Consider the following 15,534-nt stretch of genomic DNA (forward strand, 5'->3'; position numbering starts at 1 on the left):
CCGCACAAGCATCTGCCCGATCGGTGCGGCGATGAATCGAGCACTCCGATTCGCCGCGGGGTATGCACGGACGATCGGGCGGACAGCGTGACCGGTTCGCCGCGCCGCTCGGCTCAGTCCTCGACCAGTTCCGTTGCGGTGGAGCCGGATTCGGCCAACTCTTGGAGCGGCGTATTGCCGGAACGGTTCGGCAGCAGCACAGCCGTGACGATGACCAGCACGGACAGTCCGGCCGATACCAGGAACGCCAGGCGCAACCCGTCCAGATTCGCCGAGATCGGATCCGACCCGTGCGCGATCAGTGAGGTCGCGCGGCTGGACATCACCGTGATCACCAGCGCGGTGCCGAAGGCGGCCGCGACCTGCTGCAAGGTTCCGAGCATCGAACTGCCGTGCGAGTACAGATGTTGCGGCAGCGCACCCAGGCTGAGCGTGAACACCGGCGTGAAGGCCGCGGCCAGCGAGAGCATCAGCAGGATGTGCAGCGCCAGCAGCGCCCAGTACGGCGTGGTCAGCGACAGTTGCGTCAGGCCCGCCAGTGCGACGGTGATTCCGATCGAGCCCGGAATCACCAGGATGCGTCCGCCGAACCGGTCGAACACCCGCCCGATGCTCGGGCCGAGCACCCCCATCGCCAGCCCGCCGGGCATGACCAGCAGACCGGTTTCCAGCGGGCTCAGATGCCGCAGATTCTGCAGGTACAGCGGCAGCAACATGGTCGCGCCGAGCATCGCCAGGAAGGCGACCGACATCAGGACCAGGCCCTTGGTATACGCGCCGTGCATCAGCGTGCGCAGATCCAGCAGCGGAGTTCCGTTGCGCTGCAACCAGATCTGCCGCCCGGCGAAAGTGCCGATCAGCGCGATTCCCACGACGACGACCAGCACCGGTTCCGCGGCGCTGCCCCGTCCGAACAGGCTCAGCCCGTACACCAGGCCACCGAATCCCAGCGCCGCGAGCGCCACGCTGATCCAGTCGATCGAACCGGTCTCCGTTTCGCCGATGTTCTCCAGCTTCCGTAGCCCCAGCCACGTGACGCTCGCCGCGATCGGCAGCACGAGCGCGAAAAGCCAACGCCAGGAAGCGATCTGCAACACCAGGCCGGAGATGACCGGACCCATGGCCGGGGCCACCGAAATGGCGAGGGTGACGTTGCCCATGACCCGGCCGCGATCGCGCTCGGCGACCACCGTCATCAGCGTGGTCATCAGCAGGGGCATCATCACCGCCGTGCCGCCTGCCTGGACGACGCGTCCGACCAGCAGGAATGCGAAGGAGGGGGAGACCGCCGCGATCGCGGTGCCGGTCAGGAAGATGCCCATCGCGACCGCGTAGGCCCGGCGCGTGCTGACCCGCTGCAGGAACCAGCCGGTCACCGGGATGATCGCCGCCATGGCCAGCATGAACGCGGTGGACACCCACTGCGCGGCGATCTCGGTGACGCGCAGATCCGTCATCAGGCGCGGGATCGCGTTGATCATGATGGTCTCGTTCAGGATCACCACGAAGGTCGCGAGAACCAGAAGCCGGATGACGACCGGCGTCCGCCGCTTCGTTGGGCGAACGTCTAGTTGGGCGGACATCGGGTACCTCCGGGGCGAAGATCGGGCGTTGAACGATGCGTGGCCAGATGCCGGAGATCGGCGTCGATTTCGGTGCCACAGGAGTACGGACGGGGTCGACCCCCACAACTCATCGGTCGCGCGAAAGTATTCCAGCGCCACTGGCCGGAGTCACTCGATTTTCGGGTGCGGGATCGACATCCACGCACTGAGCAGCCGATCTTCCCAGGGTCCGCGGCGTGGGCCTCGGGCGCGATCCACAGCCCGGTCTCGGGAACCTCGCCGGGTTGCGGCGCGCTGGGAGATTCGACCGATTCCGTTGCCGGGCGATAGCATGGTTCTCTGGCGCGTCTACGCCGGACCTTCGACTATCGGAGCAGATTCATGGCCGCAGACCTCTCCCGGATCTCAGGCTTGGACAGCAGTGTGGCCGAACGCGGTCCGACCGCACTGCGGATCGTCGTCGGCGGACAGTTGCGCAAACTGCGCCTTGCGGCCGATGTCAGTCCCGAGCAGGCCGGGGACCGGATTCGTGGTTCACATGCCAAGATCAGCCGACTCGAGTTGGGGCGCACGGGTTTCAAGGAACGCGACGTCCGGGATCTGCTGCATCTGTACGGGGTGCGCGATCCCGCCGAGGTCGAGCCCTTCATCGAACTGGTCCGCCGGGCCAACGAACCCGGCTGGTGGCATCGCTACGGCGATCTGATGCCGTCCTGGTTCGAGACCTACCTCGGACTCGAACATGCGGCATTCTCGATCCGCACGTTCGAGGCGCAACTGGTGCCGGGGCTGTTGCAGACCGAAGCGTATGCCCGCGCGGTGGTCGCGCTCGGACACGAGAACATCGAGGCGGCTCGCCGCGTCGAGCTGCGCAGACGTCGCCAGGAGCTGCTCGCTCGCGACACCGGGCCGACGCTGTGGGCCATCCTGGACGAGTCGGTGCTGCATCGCCCGATCGGCGGTGTGAGCGTGCTGCGCGCGCAACTCGAACATCTGCTGCGGATGTCCGAGAACGGGCGCGTCACCATCCAGGTGCTGCCGTATTCCGCGGGCGGGCATGCGGCGATAAGCGGTTCGTTCACCATGCTGCGTTTCGCCGAGGACGAACTCCCCGACGTGGTCTACGCCGAGCAGCTGACCAGCTCGCTGTACCTGGACCGCCAGAACGATCTGGAGAACTACCGCCGCGTCATGGACCGCATCAGCGTCCAGGCCGAGACCCCCGATCACTCCCGCGAAATACTGCGCGAGGCGGCCGCACAGCTCTGAGCGGGCTCACTCCGGCCGGTTTCCCCCTGAGCGGCGGAACACCACCCACCGCATCGCGCAGTACATGAACACCGCCTCGCAGGCGCCGGCGACCATGCGCGCCAAGTGGTATTCGACGCCGAGGGCCGACAGTGCCGCGGACACCCCGAGGATGAACGCCAGATAGTTCAGGACGACGGCCCCGACATACACCGCGAGCTGCGGCCCCACCGCGGAGTGCGAGCGGAAGTTCAGCGTCCGGTTCAGCACGTAGCTCACCCCGAACGCGCAGCCGTACGCGACGGTCACCGCGATCGGCACCGGCCACCCCAGCCCGCTGCGCAGCAGCGTCAACAGCAGCAGATCGACCCCGAACGTTCCGCTGTTGATCACCGCGAAACCCAGGAAGGTCGGTGCCACAACGGAATTCAGCCCGAAAGGCAGTCGCGCGACCACCACCTCACAGGCTCGGTGAAACCGCTCGACCGCCCGCGCCGTTTCCGGCTTCGCCACAGCGTGCACGCCGCCAAGCTGCCAGTGCGAGGTTGTAAGCAAGTGACCATTGCCCTAACGGAGCCTGAACTGCGTCCGGGGCGTCGATCACATGGGCACACGGTCGGATCGGGCGAACGACAGCTGCATCCCCCGGTCGCCATCCGAGGCGCCCGGGGTGGGTCGATGTCGAGATCATGGCGCGCCCCCGCGTGGACCGCCGGGTCGAGCGGTAAATGCGTTACCCGCGATGGCATCTCGCCGCGGCCCCGATCGGACGCCATCGTCGAGGCGCTGCGGTCCTCCACCGCGGATCGGCAGCGGATCGATCGCGGGAATCGGGAGCGTACCGCGGCTCGTCTGCGGTATCGGTGGGAGTTGCGGGTTCGAACGGATATGACCGGCTCCTGGGCGACCGTGCCAGTCGCCGCAGCCACTCGGGCGATCGGGGCCGCTCAGCCGAAAGGCGTTACCAGCAAAGGGATTCGGCGTAGGTCGTCGAGGGTGTAGATGCCCGCGAGAGCGCTGATCGCGCGCATGCAGATGGCGAAGTCGGCCTCGCCCGGGTCCAGGTAGTCGAATTCGACGGTTCCGGCTGCTTCGAACGCGGCGCGGAGGTCGGCCGGCATATCGGCGAGGTCGGTGTCGAGTTCGAGGTCGTCCACATTGACCCAGACGATTTCGTCGCCGTCGGCGCAGTAGGTCAGGCTGGCGTCGGCGTTGATGGAAAAGTAGCTCATGGCGGCGATCCGGCCGTCGGCCGAGAGTGCCGCCACCTCGTCGGTGGCTCCGAAATCGTCGTAGACGAAGGTCCATTCGCCGATCCGGCCGGCCAGCAGGGCGGCCGATGCGTCGCCTCGTGACTCTCCGAGTGCGGCCTGCGGGAGGGATATCTTCTCTGGCTTGTGGTCCGGCAGCTCACACGGCTGGAACAGGCGCGGCTTCGCGCCCAGCGCCTCCAGCGCAGCGGCCGGCTCGAGCCCCTTGACCACGTGCACGCAGTGGTTGGGGTCCTCCACCTCCAAGCCACTGATCCACAGCGGAAAGCCTTCGTCGTCAAGCGTATTCGGCGCAAAACCGGGCGTTGGCATAACAACCTCATCTCTCGATTGCCGGGGACCATACCCGAGGGCTGTGACAAGTTCGGGTCCGCGAGGACAAGCCCTCGGATCCATCGGCTCAACTGCCGACGTGCGGCGCGTCGGCTGGAATGAGACGTCCTGCGTCGATCAACTTTCCTTTGGCCTGTGCTTTTATGGGACAAATTGAAATGGAACATTCCAGATGCATTTGCATGACCGAATGCGCGTATTCGATTGTCATGGCGGGCGATCGACTGTGGTCGCTGATCGGAAGGTTGTACATCTCGGCCTACTCCGGTGGTGTCGGGAATTCGATGCACCCGCTGGCCGTGAGCTGATATAACTTGCCGTAGAGGGAGTTTCGGCAATCAGGGATATTCGGCCGTCGGGTGTCATCAGTACACCCTCGATCGGCGTGGTCCCGCATCGTTTGTGGTCCGATTTCGGCGCTTTCAGGCCGAGGGAATTCGTCGGGCCGTGCCATCGCGGAGGCTGCCTCGGGAGGGCTTCCAGAAACCCCGTCACACTCGATAGCGAGGCTAATGAAATGACCGTCACCAGCAGCACTCTCGCCTCCCGCGCCATGGGACGTGAACTGCGCCGACTTCGGATTGCCAAGGGCGTCGGGCAGTCTCGGGCGGCGCGGGCGGCCGAGATGTCACCTCAATCGATCGGCCGCTTGGAAGAGGGCCAGAACACTCGCATCACCAGCTTCCAGATCAACGCCCTGTGTGATGTGTACGCGGCGTCCGACGACGAACGGCGCGTGGTGCTCGATCTCGCGCGAGAGGCGCGGGCGGCACGTGAAGGCAAGACTGGGTGGTGGCGGGCTTATCTCGATAATTTCACTGAGAACTTCAATCACTATCTGGCGCTGGAGGAAGCGGCTGCTCAGATCACGTCCTGGTCGCTCAGCACACTTCCCGGACTGCTTCAGACACCGGAGTATCGACGCGCGATCGCATGGGCGGAGGCACCGAATGCCCCTGCGGAGGAGATCGAGCGGCGTATCGAGTGGGCTGCGAAACGACAAGCACGGCTGGAAGACTCGGACTTCCGGGCTGAGATCTACCTCTCGGAAGGAGTGTTGCGCAGCCGGGTAGGGGGTCCTGGGATAATGGAGGATCAGTCCCGTCATCTTGCGGAAGTGTCCGAGATGCCGAATGTTTCGATCCATGTTGTCCCGTTCGATGCACGAAGTATTGTCGGTTTGCTGGCAGGTCCGTTCACGTTCATCGACTTTCCACCGCTGCCGCACTCGAAGGCGACCGAGCCGCCGATCGTCTATGTGGAGGGCTACGCAGGAGATCTGTACCTCGAGCGTGAAGAGGAGATAGCGCGTTATCGTCAGGCTCTGGCGGAGATTCGCCGTGTATCGTTGGACAAAGGCAAATCCCGGGAGTTCATCCTGGCGGTAGCAAGGGAGTATGGCGAGTGAGCATCGACCTGTCCGGGGCCAAATGGTTCAAGTCCAGCCGCAGTAGCTCGACCAAGGATTGCGTGGAAGTAGCCCTTCTCGAAGCAGGCATGGTCGGAGTCCGGGATTCCAAGAACCCCACCGGCCCCGCGCTGGTCTTCGAGCCTTCCGAATGGGACGCTTTTACTCAGGGAATCCAGGGCGGAACCTTCGATCACGCCTGAATCCCTTCGTTGGCAAGGGAGTACGCGTTCATCATCGGTCTCGACCGCCCCTGACCGAATATCCACGCGCGGAGGGAGTCTCGGCAATCAGCCCAGACCCCCTCCGTTGCTGTCATCAATCGCCCCGGGATCACGCCGGCGAACGGCGCCGAGCCGGCTCTCACTGCTCGGCGTGCGACTCTCGGTGCGTCCATACGGTTTCCGCGCTGTATCCGGCAGCTCGGAGAGCTCGTTCGGGCAGGGGCGATTTTGCGCCTACGCCATGGAATTGCCCCTTCACGCCCCAGGCGACACTCGCGAACGCAGGTTGCGCACCGAAGTGGGCAGGAACGGTTCCGGGTTGCGCGGGGTGACCAGGACATACCACGCGACCAGTGCGACGCTCAACCACACGTAGGTGTCCCCGTAGACGTGTTGCCATGCGGTCCAGGCGAATTCGCGGTTGTCGTCGCCGGGGAGCTGGTTCTGGGGGCCGATCACGAAGATCGCGGCGGTGCCGAGAGTTACGGCGTACCAGACCAGGGCTGTGCGGAGGGGGAGTCTGGTGGCCGCGCCCACGGCGGCGAGCAGGGCGGGGGCGATCCATACCCAGTGGTGCGACCAGGAGATGGGGGAGACCAGGAGGGTGAAGACGGCGTTGAAGGACATCGCCAGCGGAGGGTTGTCGACCGCGCGGCGCATGGCCGCGACGACCAGCACCAGCAGGACCAGGCTCAGTACCAGCCACAGGCAGGTGAAAGCCGGTTCCGGGACCCGCAGGCGCGCCAGAACGCCCTGGATCGACTGGTTGGTGTGGAACGCCGAGCCGCTGAGCCCGGACACGTTGCCCATACCGCCGAACCAGTACCGCATCGATTCGCGCGGCATGAGCGCGAAGGCCAGCGCACTGGCCGCGGCGCCGGTGATGGCGGCGGTGATGGCGGCCTTGTAGTCGCGGCGAATCAGGAAGTAGAGCACGAATGCGGCGGGGGTGAGTTTGATCGCGGCCGCGAGACCGACGCCGATACCGCGTTTCCATTTCGGACGTTCGGTCAGGCAGTCCGCGGCGACGAGCACCATCAGGATCAGGTTGACCTGACCGAAGTCCAGCGTCGAATGGATCGGTTCGAGCAGCATGCCCAGCGGCGCGGCGCAGGCCGTCGCCCACAGCACCAATTCGGTGCCGCCGTAACCCCACAGGCGTCGCGCGGCCAGATAGATCGTCACCGCCATCGCCAGCGTCGAGACGACGAAGAAGCTGAGTTGCGCGGCGTTCCACGGCAGCAGTGCGAACGGACCCAGCGCGATCGCCGCGAACGGCGGGTAGATGAACGGCAGACTGATGTCGAGCGTGGTCTTGGGCAGCGACCCGTACATGTCGACCCCGTGCATGGCGGCCTGCACGCCGAGCCGATACACCTGCAGATCGATGAACGCGCGGCTGATCGGCTTCATCGGCCACGACGGAAAGACCAGCCATAGCACCGAAACGGTGAGCAGAGTCGGCGGAGCCAGCCAGGCGACACGACGCATGCGGCGCGTGGCGGGTGGCTGACGAACGGAGGCCGTGACACTAACCATCCGGCAAGAGGTTACCTGCTGCCCACCGGCGCCACCGCACCCCCGTCGGATCGATCGCACCGCCCGAGCGGGCGGGTCGGACCCGTAGCATCGGAATGGCTATGACGATCATCCGACCACGGCGCCGGACCGATGAGGCGCCGCTGGTGCTGACGACCGAGCCGCCGCGCAGCCTGTCCTTCGCCGATCAGACCGCCTTCTGGGCGAACCTCGGGGTGAGCCTCATCGGGTTCACCGGAGCGGTGTACGTATTGCAGCCCGCCGGGCACCCGCAGTTGCCGGTTCTGGGCGCATTGCTGGCGACGATTCTGGGGACCGTGCTCGGCACCGGAATGGTGGTCGCGGCCGGTGCGGTCGGGGCGCGCACGGGTGCGCCGGCGATGGCGAATTTCCGCGGGCTGTTCGGAACGAAGCTGTCCTATATACCGACCGTGGCCAATATCGTGCAGTGCGTCGGGTGGGGCGTATTCGAGCTCACGGTCATCGCGGGCGGAGTTCTGGCGCTGACTCACGGACGGGTCGCGCACGCGCCGGTGATCATCGCGGCGGGCGTGCTGTGCACCGCGATGTCGATCTGGCCGCTGCGGGTGCTGCATATTCTGCGGCGGTATGTGACCGTGGCCGTGGCGATTTCGATGCTGTACTTCACCGTGCAACTGCTGGGAAACCCGCTGCCGCCGGTGCACGGAACGTCGTGGAGCGGATTCTTTCCGGGCGTGGACACCGCGTTGGCCGTGGCCGTGTCCTTCGTACCGCTGGCGGCGGACTACACCCGGCACGCGCGGTCCGCCCGCGCGGCCTCGGGCGCAACGATGCTCGGTTATTCGGTGGCTCAGACCTGGTGTTATCTGCTGGGTGTCGTAGCGCTGATCCAAGTGGGCGGTGATCCGAACCGGATCTTCGACACCTTCCTGGGCGTCGCGGCGGGGTGGGTGTTCTTCGCGATTCTGGTTCTGCGCGAATCGGATCAATCCTTCGCCAACGTCTATTCCACGGCGATGTCGCTGCAGAACCTGCTGCCCCGGGTGGACCGCCGGATTCTCGCGGGCGCGGTCGGCGCGCTGGCGACCGTACTCGCGCTGGGCGTGCACGATTTCACCGGATTCTCGAATTTCCTGCTGCTGATCGGCTCGGTGTTCGTCCCGCTGTGCGCGGTGCTGGTGGTGGACTACTTCTTCGGGCGCGGTCGGCGCGGCTGGAATCTGGACGATCGCGCTCCGGCCCGGCCGCTCATGCTGCTGCCGTGGCTGCTGGGTTTCGCCGTCTATCAGCTGCTCAATCCCGGATCGATCGGTTGGTGGGCACGGCTGTGGACGCATGCCCAGAACGCCCTGCACGTGCATCCGGGCTGGTGGTCCTCGGCATCGCTGTTCTCCTTCGTCGTCGCGGGCCTGTCCACCGGTGTGCTGGTGCTCGTCGAACGCCGGTTCGCCCGTGGGTGAAGGCGACGATCATCGGGTCTTCGGTATGGGAACGTCCCCGGCCGCCGAACCCGATTGGCCGCCGCTGACCGTCGCTGAGATCAACGCTGTGTGGCCCCGCCGGAGCGAAGCGAAGGCAGAAGACACAGAATGGCGTAGCCCGCGTCCGCTGTCGACGACCGCCCTCGTTCGGTTCGCGGACGGTGTGCGCCGGGTGGTCAAACGGGTGCCGGTGGGCCTGCGTGACGCCGATGCGCTCGCCGAGGAGCATTCGTTCATGGAACATCTTCGGGCACAGGGGATTCCGGTGCCCGAGGTGTGGTCGTACACCGGCCCCGACTTCAGTTACGAATTCCACGTTCCAGGCGCCGGAGTCGATCGATATCGGGACGCGTTCTCCTGGTCGCCGTATCTGTCGTGTGCGCACGCCGCCGCGGCGGGCGCGATGTTGGCCCGGATACATTGCGCTGCTGAAGGTTACGATGTCCCGGCCCGCCCGCTGCGGCCGCTGCGGGCCGCGCTGTGCTCCGATCCGGTCGCGGCGGTCGAACGTCACAGCGCCGCCCGGCCCGCAGTCGCCGAATTTCTGGCCGAACGGGATTGGCGCGCGGATCTGCGCGCGGCCGCCGCACCGAGTGCGGTGGACCTCTCGGACCTGAAACCACTGTGGACGCACAATGATTGGCACGGCACGAATCTGCTGTGGCGTGCCGACGAGATCACCGCGGTGCTGGATTTCGGCCTCGCCGACCGCACCACGGCGGTCTTCGACATCGCCACCGCGATCGAGCGTTTCGCGATCGACTGGCTCGCACCGCGCCGAGGCGAACCGGTCCGCATCCGTACCGAACAGCTCGCCGCATTCCTGCGGGCTTACCGCGAAGTCCGTCCGCTCTCCGAACGCGAATGTGCGGCCCTGCCGGAGGTCTTCCCGCTCGTCCACATCCATTACGAACTCTCCGAGATCGACTATTTCCTTTCGGTACTGATCCAGCCGAACCGCGAAAACGCCGAAATCGCTTATCGCAGCTATTTTCTGGGACATCTGCAATGGTCGGCATCGGCACAGGGCCGAGAATTCCGAGCGCTGCTGAGCGAACTTTCGCGATGACTCCGCATCGCGGCAGCAACCTGGGAATACGAACCCCACCGGCTCTGCTAAGTTCGGGCCCCATGTGATCGTGTCGCGGCGGCGGCGCAGAGGGAGGTAGAGACGTTGGTTGACCAGCCAGAACAGCGGGGGACCTCGAGCGCACCGGCCGGGCGATGGGCGGCGCTGATCCGCGCCAAATCGGTCGAACAATCGATCCGCGACACCGACGAACCGGATTCGAAGCTGCGCAAGGACCTCACCGCCTGGGATCTGACCATCTTCGGCGTGGCCGTGGTGGTCGGTGCGGGCATCTTCACCCTCACCGCACAAACCGCGGGCGGCGTCGCCGGGCCGTCGGTTTCGCTGGCCTTCGTCTTCGCCGCGATCGCCTGCGGGCTGACCGCGTTGTGCTATGCGGAATTCGCCTCGACGGTTCCGGTCGCGGGCAGTGCCTACACCTTCTCCTACGCCACCTTCGGTGAGCTGGCCGCGTGGATCATCGGCTGGGACCTGATCCTGGAATTCGCCCTTGCCGTCTCGGTGGTGGCCAAGGGCTGGTCGCAGTATCTGGGTGAGGTGATGGGCTCGTACAGTCCGATCGCGCACTTCGGCTCGGTGTCCTTCGACTGGGGTGCGGTGCTGTTGATCGCGGTGCTCACGGTGCTGCTGGCGATCGGCACGAAGGTGTCCTCGCGGGTGTCCGCGGTGGCGGTGGCGATCAAACTGGCCGTGATCGCCGTGGTTGTCGTCGTGGGTCTGCGGTATTTCAAGGCGTCGAATCTGAGTCCGTTCATTCCTCCGACGAAGCCGGGAAGCGCCGGATCGGGCATCCACCAGACGCTGTTCTCCTGGATGACCGGGGCCGGGAACAGCCAATTCGGCTGGTACGGACTGCTGGCCGCGGCAAGTCTGGTGTTCTTCGCGTTCATCGGGTTCGACGTGGTCGCCACGACCGCGGAGGAGACCAAGGATCCGCAACGTAACGTCCCGCGCGGCATCCTGGGCTCGCTCGCGATCGTGACCGTGCTGTACGTGGTGGTCTCGCTGGTGCTGACCGGCATGGTGCCGTACACCGATCTGGCCGCGAAGGATGCGACCCTGGCCACGGCGTTCGCGGTGCACGGGGTGACCTGGGCGAAGAATCTCATCTCGGTCGGCGCGCTGGCCGGTCTGACCACCGTGGTGATGGTGTTGTTCCTCGGGCAGACCCGCGTGCTCTACGCGATGGCGCGCGATGGACTGCTGCCGCGCGGTCTCGCGCACACCGGAGAGAAGGGCACGCCGGTGCGGATCACCGTGATCGTCGGTGTGATCTGCGCGCTGCTGGCCGGTTTCGTGCAGTTCGGCACGCTCGAGGAGATGGTCAACATCGGCACGCTGTTCGCGTTCGTGCTGGTATCCATCGGCGTGCTGATCCTGCGGCGCACCCGTCCGGAACTGCCGCGCGGATTCCGGGTGCCGCTGGTTCCGGTCATTCCGATTCTGGCTGTGCTGGCGTGCATTTGGCTGATGCTGAATCTGTCGGTGGAGACCTGGCTGCGGTTCGTGATCTGGATGTTCGTCGGCTTCGCGCTGTACTTCACCTATGGCGTGCGGCATTCCCTGCTGCGCAAAGCTGCTCGATGAGCAGGGAGTGACAGTGCTTGCCGCCGGTAGCTATCGGGCGGACGGGAATTCCAGCCGGGTCGGCGGCCGGCCCACGTTGCGTTGCGGGACCGTCTCGGCGGACGCGAACGCGGCGCGGGCCAATGCGCAGGCGCGGTCCAGTTGATCGAGAATGCTCTCCCAACCCGGGTGGGCGACTTGTGTTCTGGGATTTTCCAGCAGGTCACGATGGATGCGCAGCAGGGTGCGGGTGACCTCGGCGGTATAGGCAGCGGCGGCCAGCGGCGGCGGGACCGCGTCGAGTTCGCCGTAGAGTTCGGCGATGCGATCGGTGAGCCAGTACGCCTCGAAATGCGCCTGACCGTAGAGATCCTCACCTCGCACCGCGACCGCACTGGGACCGGCGGCGCGAGCGCGATCCTCCAGACTGCCGACATCGGGTGCGGTGGCCAGCGAATCCCGTAGATCCGCGCCGACCACCCGGTAGAGCAGCCCCGCCAGCATGGCATGTTCGACTCCGGTGCTGTCCGCGCCGCCCATCGCCCGCTGCCACACCTGCTCCTCGACGGCGTCGGTATCGGCGTGCAGAATCGCCAAGGCCGCTCTGAGCTGTCCGTTCGTAGCCATCACTACCTGCTTCCCCGCCGTTACTGGGCACAGATCCGTCGGACGAGGCGGAGGGCCGCCCTGTCGTTTCGAAAGGCTACCTTTTAGCAAACAATTTGCCCATAGGTGTGAGTCGGCAATTTTCGAGGCTTCTCGACTAATGTGCTGATATAGGAAATTGGTTGACGCTTTGGCGGGGCCATGTCGATTGGCTACCACGCATGCTGTCTGATTGCTGTCTGAGGCGGGAAGTCCGGTCGGGTACCAGTCGTCGTCGAACTCAGGAAGCGGCTTCCGGCAACGGGTACATGCGGTGCACGATGAGTGCGGCCGACAGCAGCCGGGAACCGGTGGGTTCGTTCGGATCGGTACCCGTCAGCTCGGCGATCCGGCGCAGTCGATAACTGAAAGTATTGGGGTGAACGTGGATTTCGGCGGCGGCGGCCTTGCGATCCGAGCCGTGCCGCAGGTGGGCGTCGAGGGTTTCCAGCAGATGCGGGCTGCCCAGCAGCGGGGCCACGCGCTCGGCGAGCCGATCTCGCGCCGCGCCCGGACGGGTGAGCTGGTACTCCAGGAGTAGGTCGTCGAGCAGGTAGGCGCCGGTGGGGCGCCCCAGTAGTCGTGCCAGTGCGGCCAGCTCGGTGGCCAGTTGCGCCGACTCCGGTACGGCTTCACGTGGGACGCTGGAAATTTCGGCGATCACGACGTCCGTGCCGAACTGCGCGGCGAGTTCCTCCGCCAATGGCGAGGATTCGCGGTCGGCGGCCTCGGAACCGCTGGGCAGCAGGATCGTCCCGTGCGAGCCGTCGAAGGTATTCAACACGGCAACCCCAGCAAGTTGATCCAGGGTCTGCTGCAACACGCGGATGCGTCGCCGGGTGAGCAGATGCGCTGCCGCGGCGGGATGCCCGACGGGCGGCAGCTCGATCGCGAGGACCGAATACCGTTCGGCGAGTGCGATTCCCGCGCGAACGGCGAGATCACCTGGGGCGAGTCCACGCAGCAGGGCCCGGCACAATGCCCGGCGCGCCTCGCGTTCCGCGTGATGGATCGACAGTTCGGTCTCCGCATAGGAGTCCACGGTGATCGTGTTGATATGCATCAGCAGGCCCAGCATCCGATCGCCGAAATCCACCAGTTGATCCATATCCTCCGGTTCGCTCAACGCCGCCGCCTCCCGCAATACCTGTCGCGCCGAGGCGTGCACCGCCTCGAGCAGCAGCCGCAGCGGAAGCCGTTCCTGCGCATGGCGTTCCACCACCGGGACGATGAATTTCGCGGCCTCGTCGTGCGTGAATTCCCGCTGTTGATCCACCGAGCGCAGAAAGGCGTGCGCGCATTCGTGAATGGCGGGCAGGACCTCGCGGAAATGCCCTTCCGGAAGATCCGTCGCCGGTGGTGTCGCGCCCAGACCCGATGCCAGGATCCGCTCGGCTATCCAGGGCAGGCGATCGAGCATGCGCATGGCGATGCCGGCGCGTCGAGGTGGGGCGGAGCCGGCGTCGGACATGGCGCCGATTGTTACCGGAAACAGCAGGCCGAGCAAGGTCTCGTCCTCGCGGCACGGGATTTTGTATTGCGAGACAATCTTATCCGGATTATCTGTGCATATGAGGGCAGTGACAGTGCTCGGGTCCCCGGCATACATTTCGTCTCGGGTTCACGGAAGGGGCGTGTACCTTCGATCCGCGGTTCGTCGATGAGGGAGTCGGTTGTGCGAGGGTATCGGCCGTTGCGGCCCGATCGCGATCCGTTCTACCGGCCGCCCACCGGATTCGAACATCGTCCGCCGGGTGCGCTGCTGCGTAGTCGGGTGATCGAGCCGGCCGTTTTCGGCGTTGTACCGCTGCGTGTTTCGGCGTGGCAGCTGCTGTACCGCAGTTGCGATCTGAATGGCGAGCCGGAGGCGTCGGTGACCACCGTGCTGCTGCCGCGCGGGGCGGCGCCGGATCGGCGGCGTCCGCTGGTGTCCTTGCAGTGTGCGATCGACGCCATAGCGCCGCAGTGTTTTCCGTCGTACGCGTTGCGGCGGGGAGCATGGGCGCTCGGGGCGATTCCGCAGTTGGAGGTGCCGCTCATCGCCGCGGCGCTGGCCCGGGGGTGGGCGGTATCGGTGCCCGACCACGGCGGCCCGGCCGGGCGATTCGGTGCACCGCGTGAGCCCGGATACCGTGCGCTGGACGGGATTCGGGCCGCGCTGTCATTCGAACCGCTCGGCCTGGATACGAGCACACCCGTTGCGCTGTGGGGATATTCGGGTGGCGGGCTGGCGACGGTCTGGGCCGCCGAAGTGGCTGCGCGGTACGCGCCGGAGCTCGAAATCGTCGGCGCGGCGGCCGGATCCCCGGTCGGCGACCCGGGTGCGGCATTCGTGCGCTTGAACGGCACGTTGTTCGCCGGATTCGCCATGATCTTCCTGGCCGGGCTGCGGCGCGCGTATCCGCGCCTGGAACCGCTCGCCCGCACGCACCTGCGCGCCGGATATCTGGATATGCTCGCGAAAGCCGAGGTGAGCGCGACACTTCCGCTTCTCGCCCGCTTGGCGCGCAGGGATGTCGGCAGATATTCCGATCACGACGTCGAGGCCCTGCTGCGATTGCCGGAGATGCTGCCCGTCATCGCGGACATCCGGCCCGGCGCGGTGGCGCCCGATATGCCGCTTCTGATCGTCCAGGGCGTCAACGACGAGATCATCGCTGTCGCCGATATCGACGCCCTGGTCGACCGCTACATCGCGGCGGGGGCCCACGTGCACTATCTCCGCGACCGCCTCAGCCTCCATTTCCCTCTGCAGTTCATCGCCATTCCCGCCATGCTCGACTGGATCGCCGACCGCTTCGCCGCCGTCCCCGCCTCCGCGGGCATCAGAACGGTCCGCTCGGTCGCCGCCACTCGCCGAGCTCTCCGCGGGCACCGCGCCATGGCCCGCCTCACCGCGCACCTGCTCGCCGCTCGACCGATTCGCTCCGACCCGCGGCGGCGCTGGTCGCCGCATGGGGTTTTTCGAGGCCGGCCCGTACGCCTCGCGGCCGTGGGAATCGCCGCCGCGCCCGGAGAGGCGGGCTCGGCCGGCTCTAGCGGGTGATTTGGTGTGTCCGCCTGCGCGACGCCTGGCAAATGCGGTTCAATAGTAGAGATCGACGAGTTCTACCTGCATGCTCCCGCCGCATCTCTGCGACATTCGGGCGGGTGGTCACACCAGCATCACCTCAGCATCCGAG

The 15,534-nt window shown here is 66.1% G+C and carries 13 protein-coding genes; 7 read left to right on the forward strand and 6 right to left on the reverse strand.

What is annotated here, in order from left to right:
- Nucleotides 1-113: 113 nt before the first annotated feature.
- The gene (locus NV1_RS18375; protein WP_067892882.1) at nucleotides 114-1,583 is read right to left on the reverse strand and encodes an MDR family MFS transporter; all 1,470 of its coding nucleotides are present in this window, start codon (nucleotides 1,581-1,583) and stop codon (nucleotides 114-116) included.
- A gap of 363 nt (nucleotides 1,584-1,946) precedes the next feature.
- Here NV1_RS18375 and NV1_RS18380 point away from each other — a divergent pair, with 363 nt between their 5' ends.
- Nucleotides 1,947-2,834 (forward strand): Sco1979 family transcriptional regulator, encoded by an 888-nt coding sequence (locus NV1_RS18380; protein ID WP_067892884.1) that lies wholly within the window; start codon nucleotides 1,947-1,949, stop codon nucleotides 2,832-2,834.
- Nucleotides 2,835-2,840: 6 nt separating this feature from the next.
- On the opposite strand, the gene NV1_RS18385 is transcribed toward NV1_RS18380, so the two are convergent.
- Together NV1_RS18385 and NV1_RS18390 are read right to left on the reverse strand one after the other, a co-directional pair.
- Nucleotides 2,841-3,335, reverse strand: a complete 495-nt coding sequence (locus NV1_RS18385) for a GtrA family protein (RefSeq protein ID WP_373864624.1) — start codon at nucleotides 3,333-3,335, stop codon at nucleotides 2,841-2,843.
- A 425-nt stretch (nucleotides 3,336-3,760) separates the two neighbouring features.
- Nucleotides 3,761-4,396 carry a DUF6461 domain-containing protein gene (locus NV1_RS18390; RefSeq protein ID WP_067892888.1) on the reverse strand — a complete coding sequence of 212 codons (636 nt, stop codon included), beginning with the start codon at nucleotides 4,394-4,396 and terminating at the stop codon, nucleotides 3,761-3,763.
- Between the two features lie 538 nt (nucleotides 4,397-4,934).
- Between NV1_RS18390 and NV1_RS18395 the strand changes: the two genes are divergently transcribed.
- Complete coding sequence (locus tag NV1_RS18395) at nucleotides 4,935-5,825, forward strand: helix-turn-helix domain-containing protein (protein ID WP_245713792.1); 891 nt, start codon at nucleotides 4,935-4,937, stop codon at nucleotides 5,823-5,825.
- On the forward strand, nucleotides 5,822-6,028 hold the full coding sequence (locus NV1_RS18400; RefSeq protein ID WP_067892891.1) for a DUF397 domain-containing protein: 207 nt from the start codon (nucleotides 5,822-5,824) through the stop codon (nucleotides 6,026-6,028). Before NV1_RS18395 ends, NV1_RS18400 begins: the two co-directional genes overlap by 4 nt.
- 276 nt (nucleotides 6,029-6,304) lie before the next feature.
- Here NV1_RS18400 and NV1_RS18405 read toward each other — a convergent pair whose 3' ends face one another.
- The gene (locus tag NV1_RS18405) at nucleotides 6,305-7,588 is read right to left on the reverse strand and encodes a glycosyltransferase 87 family protein (protein WP_084525500.1); all 1,284 of its coding nucleotides are present in this window, start codon (nucleotides 7,586-7,588) and stop codon (nucleotides 6,305-6,307) included.
- A 101-nt stretch (nucleotides 7,589-7,689) separates the two neighbouring features.
- Between NV1_RS18405 and NV1_RS18410 the strand changes: the two genes are divergently transcribed.
- From NV1_RS18410 to NV1_RS18420, 3 genes are all read left to right on the forward strand, one after another.
- Nucleotides 7,690-9,030 carry a purine-cytosine permease family protein gene (locus tag NV1_RS18410; protein ID WP_067892895.1) on the forward strand — a complete coding sequence of 447 codons (1,341 nt, stop codon included), beginning with the start codon at nucleotides 7,690-7,692 and terminating at the stop codon, nucleotides 9,028-9,030.
- 25 nt (nucleotides 9,031-9,055) lie between these two features.
- Entirely contained in the window at nucleotides 9,056-10,120 is a 1,065-nt protein-coding gene (locus tag NV1_RS18415) for a phosphotransferase enzyme family protein (protein ID WP_067892957.1), read from the forward strand.
- A gap of 105 nt (nucleotides 10,121-10,225) precedes the next feature.
- Nucleotides 10,226-11,728 carry an amino acid permease gene (locus NV1_RS18420; protein WP_067892897.1) on the forward strand — a complete coding sequence of 501 codons (1,503 nt, stop codon included), beginning with the start codon at nucleotides 10,226-10,228 and terminating at the stop codon, nucleotides 11,726-11,728.
- 30 nt (nucleotides 11,729-11,758) lie between these two features.
- Here the strand turns inward: NV1_RS18420 and NV1_RS18425 are convergent, their stop codons facing one another.
- Together NV1_RS18425 and NV1_RS18430 are read right to left on the reverse strand one after the other, a co-directional pair.
- Nucleotides 11,759-12,334 (reverse strand): hypothetical protein, encoded by a 576-nt coding sequence (locus tag NV1_RS18425; RefSeq protein WP_157117112.1) that lies wholly within the window; start codon nucleotides 12,332-12,334, stop codon nucleotides 11,759-11,761.
- Nucleotides 12,335-12,593: 259 nt separating this feature from the next.
- Nucleotides 12,594-13,823, reverse strand: a complete 1,230-nt coding sequence (locus NV1_RS18430; RefSeq protein ID WP_067892959.1) for a PucR family transcriptional regulator — start codon at nucleotides 13,821-13,823, stop codon at nucleotides 12,594-12,596.
- Nucleotides 13,824-14,012: 189 nt separating this feature from the next.
- Between NV1_RS18430 and NV1_RS18435 the strand changes: the two genes are divergently transcribed.
- Complete coding sequence (locus NV1_RS18435) at nucleotides 14,013-15,398, forward strand: lipase family protein (RefSeq protein ID WP_084525501.1); 1,386 nt, start codon at nucleotides 14,013-14,015, stop codon at nucleotides 15,396-15,398.
- Nucleotides 15,399-15,534: the final 136 nt, after the last annotated feature.

It is taken from the genome of Nocardia vaccinii NBRC 15922, assembly GCF_001613305.1.
GTDB lineage: Bacteria > Actinomycetota > Actinomycetes > Mycobacteriales > Mycobacteriaceae > Nocardia > Nocardia vaccinii.

What these genes read in the sequence shown, in the direction of transcription:
- NV1_RS18405 (WP_084525500.1), bottom strand. Translation starts at nt 7,588, where the DNA reads ATGGTTAGTGTCACGGCCTCCGTTCGTCAGCCACCCGCCACGCGCCGC.
- NV1_RS18415 (WP_067892957.1), top strand. Translation starts at nt 9,056, where the DNA reads ATGGGAACGTCCCCGGCCGCCGAACCCGATTGGCCGCCGCTGACCGTC.
- NV1_RS18410 (WP_067892895.1), top strand. Translation starts at nt 7,690, where the DNA reads ATGACGATCATCCGACCACGGCGCCGGACCGATGAGGCGCCGCTGGTG.
- NV1_RS18395 (WP_245713792.1), top strand. Translation starts at nt 4,935, where the DNA reads ATGACCGTCACCAGCAGCACTCTCGCCTCCCGCGCCATGGGACGTGAA.
- NV1_RS18380 (WP_067892884.1), top strand. Translation starts at nt 1,947, where the DNA reads ATGGCCGCAGACCTCTCCCGGATCTCAGGCTTGGACAGCAGTGTGGCC.
- NV1_RS18435 (WP_084525501.1), top strand. Translation starts at nt 14,013, where the DNA reads ATGAGGGAGTCGGTTGTGCGAGGGTATCGGCCGTTGCGGCCCGATCGC.
- NV1_RS18430 (WP_067892959.1), bottom strand. Translation starts at nt 13,823, where the DNA reads ATGTCCGACGCCGGCTCCGCCCCACCTCGACGCGCCGGCATCGCCATG.
- NV1_RS18425 (WP_157117112.1), bottom strand. Translation starts at nt 12,334, where the DNA reads ATGGCTACGAACGGACAGCTCAGAGCGGCCTTGGCGATTCTGCACGCC.
- NV1_RS18390 (WP_067892888.1), bottom strand. Translation starts at nt 4,396, where the DNA reads ATGCCAACGCCCGGTTTTGCGCCGAATACGCTTGACGACGAAGGCTTT.
- NV1_RS18375 (WP_067892882.1), bottom strand. Translation starts at nt 1,583, where the DNA reads ATGTCCGCCCAACTAGACGTTCGCCCAACGAAGCGGCGGACGCCGGTC.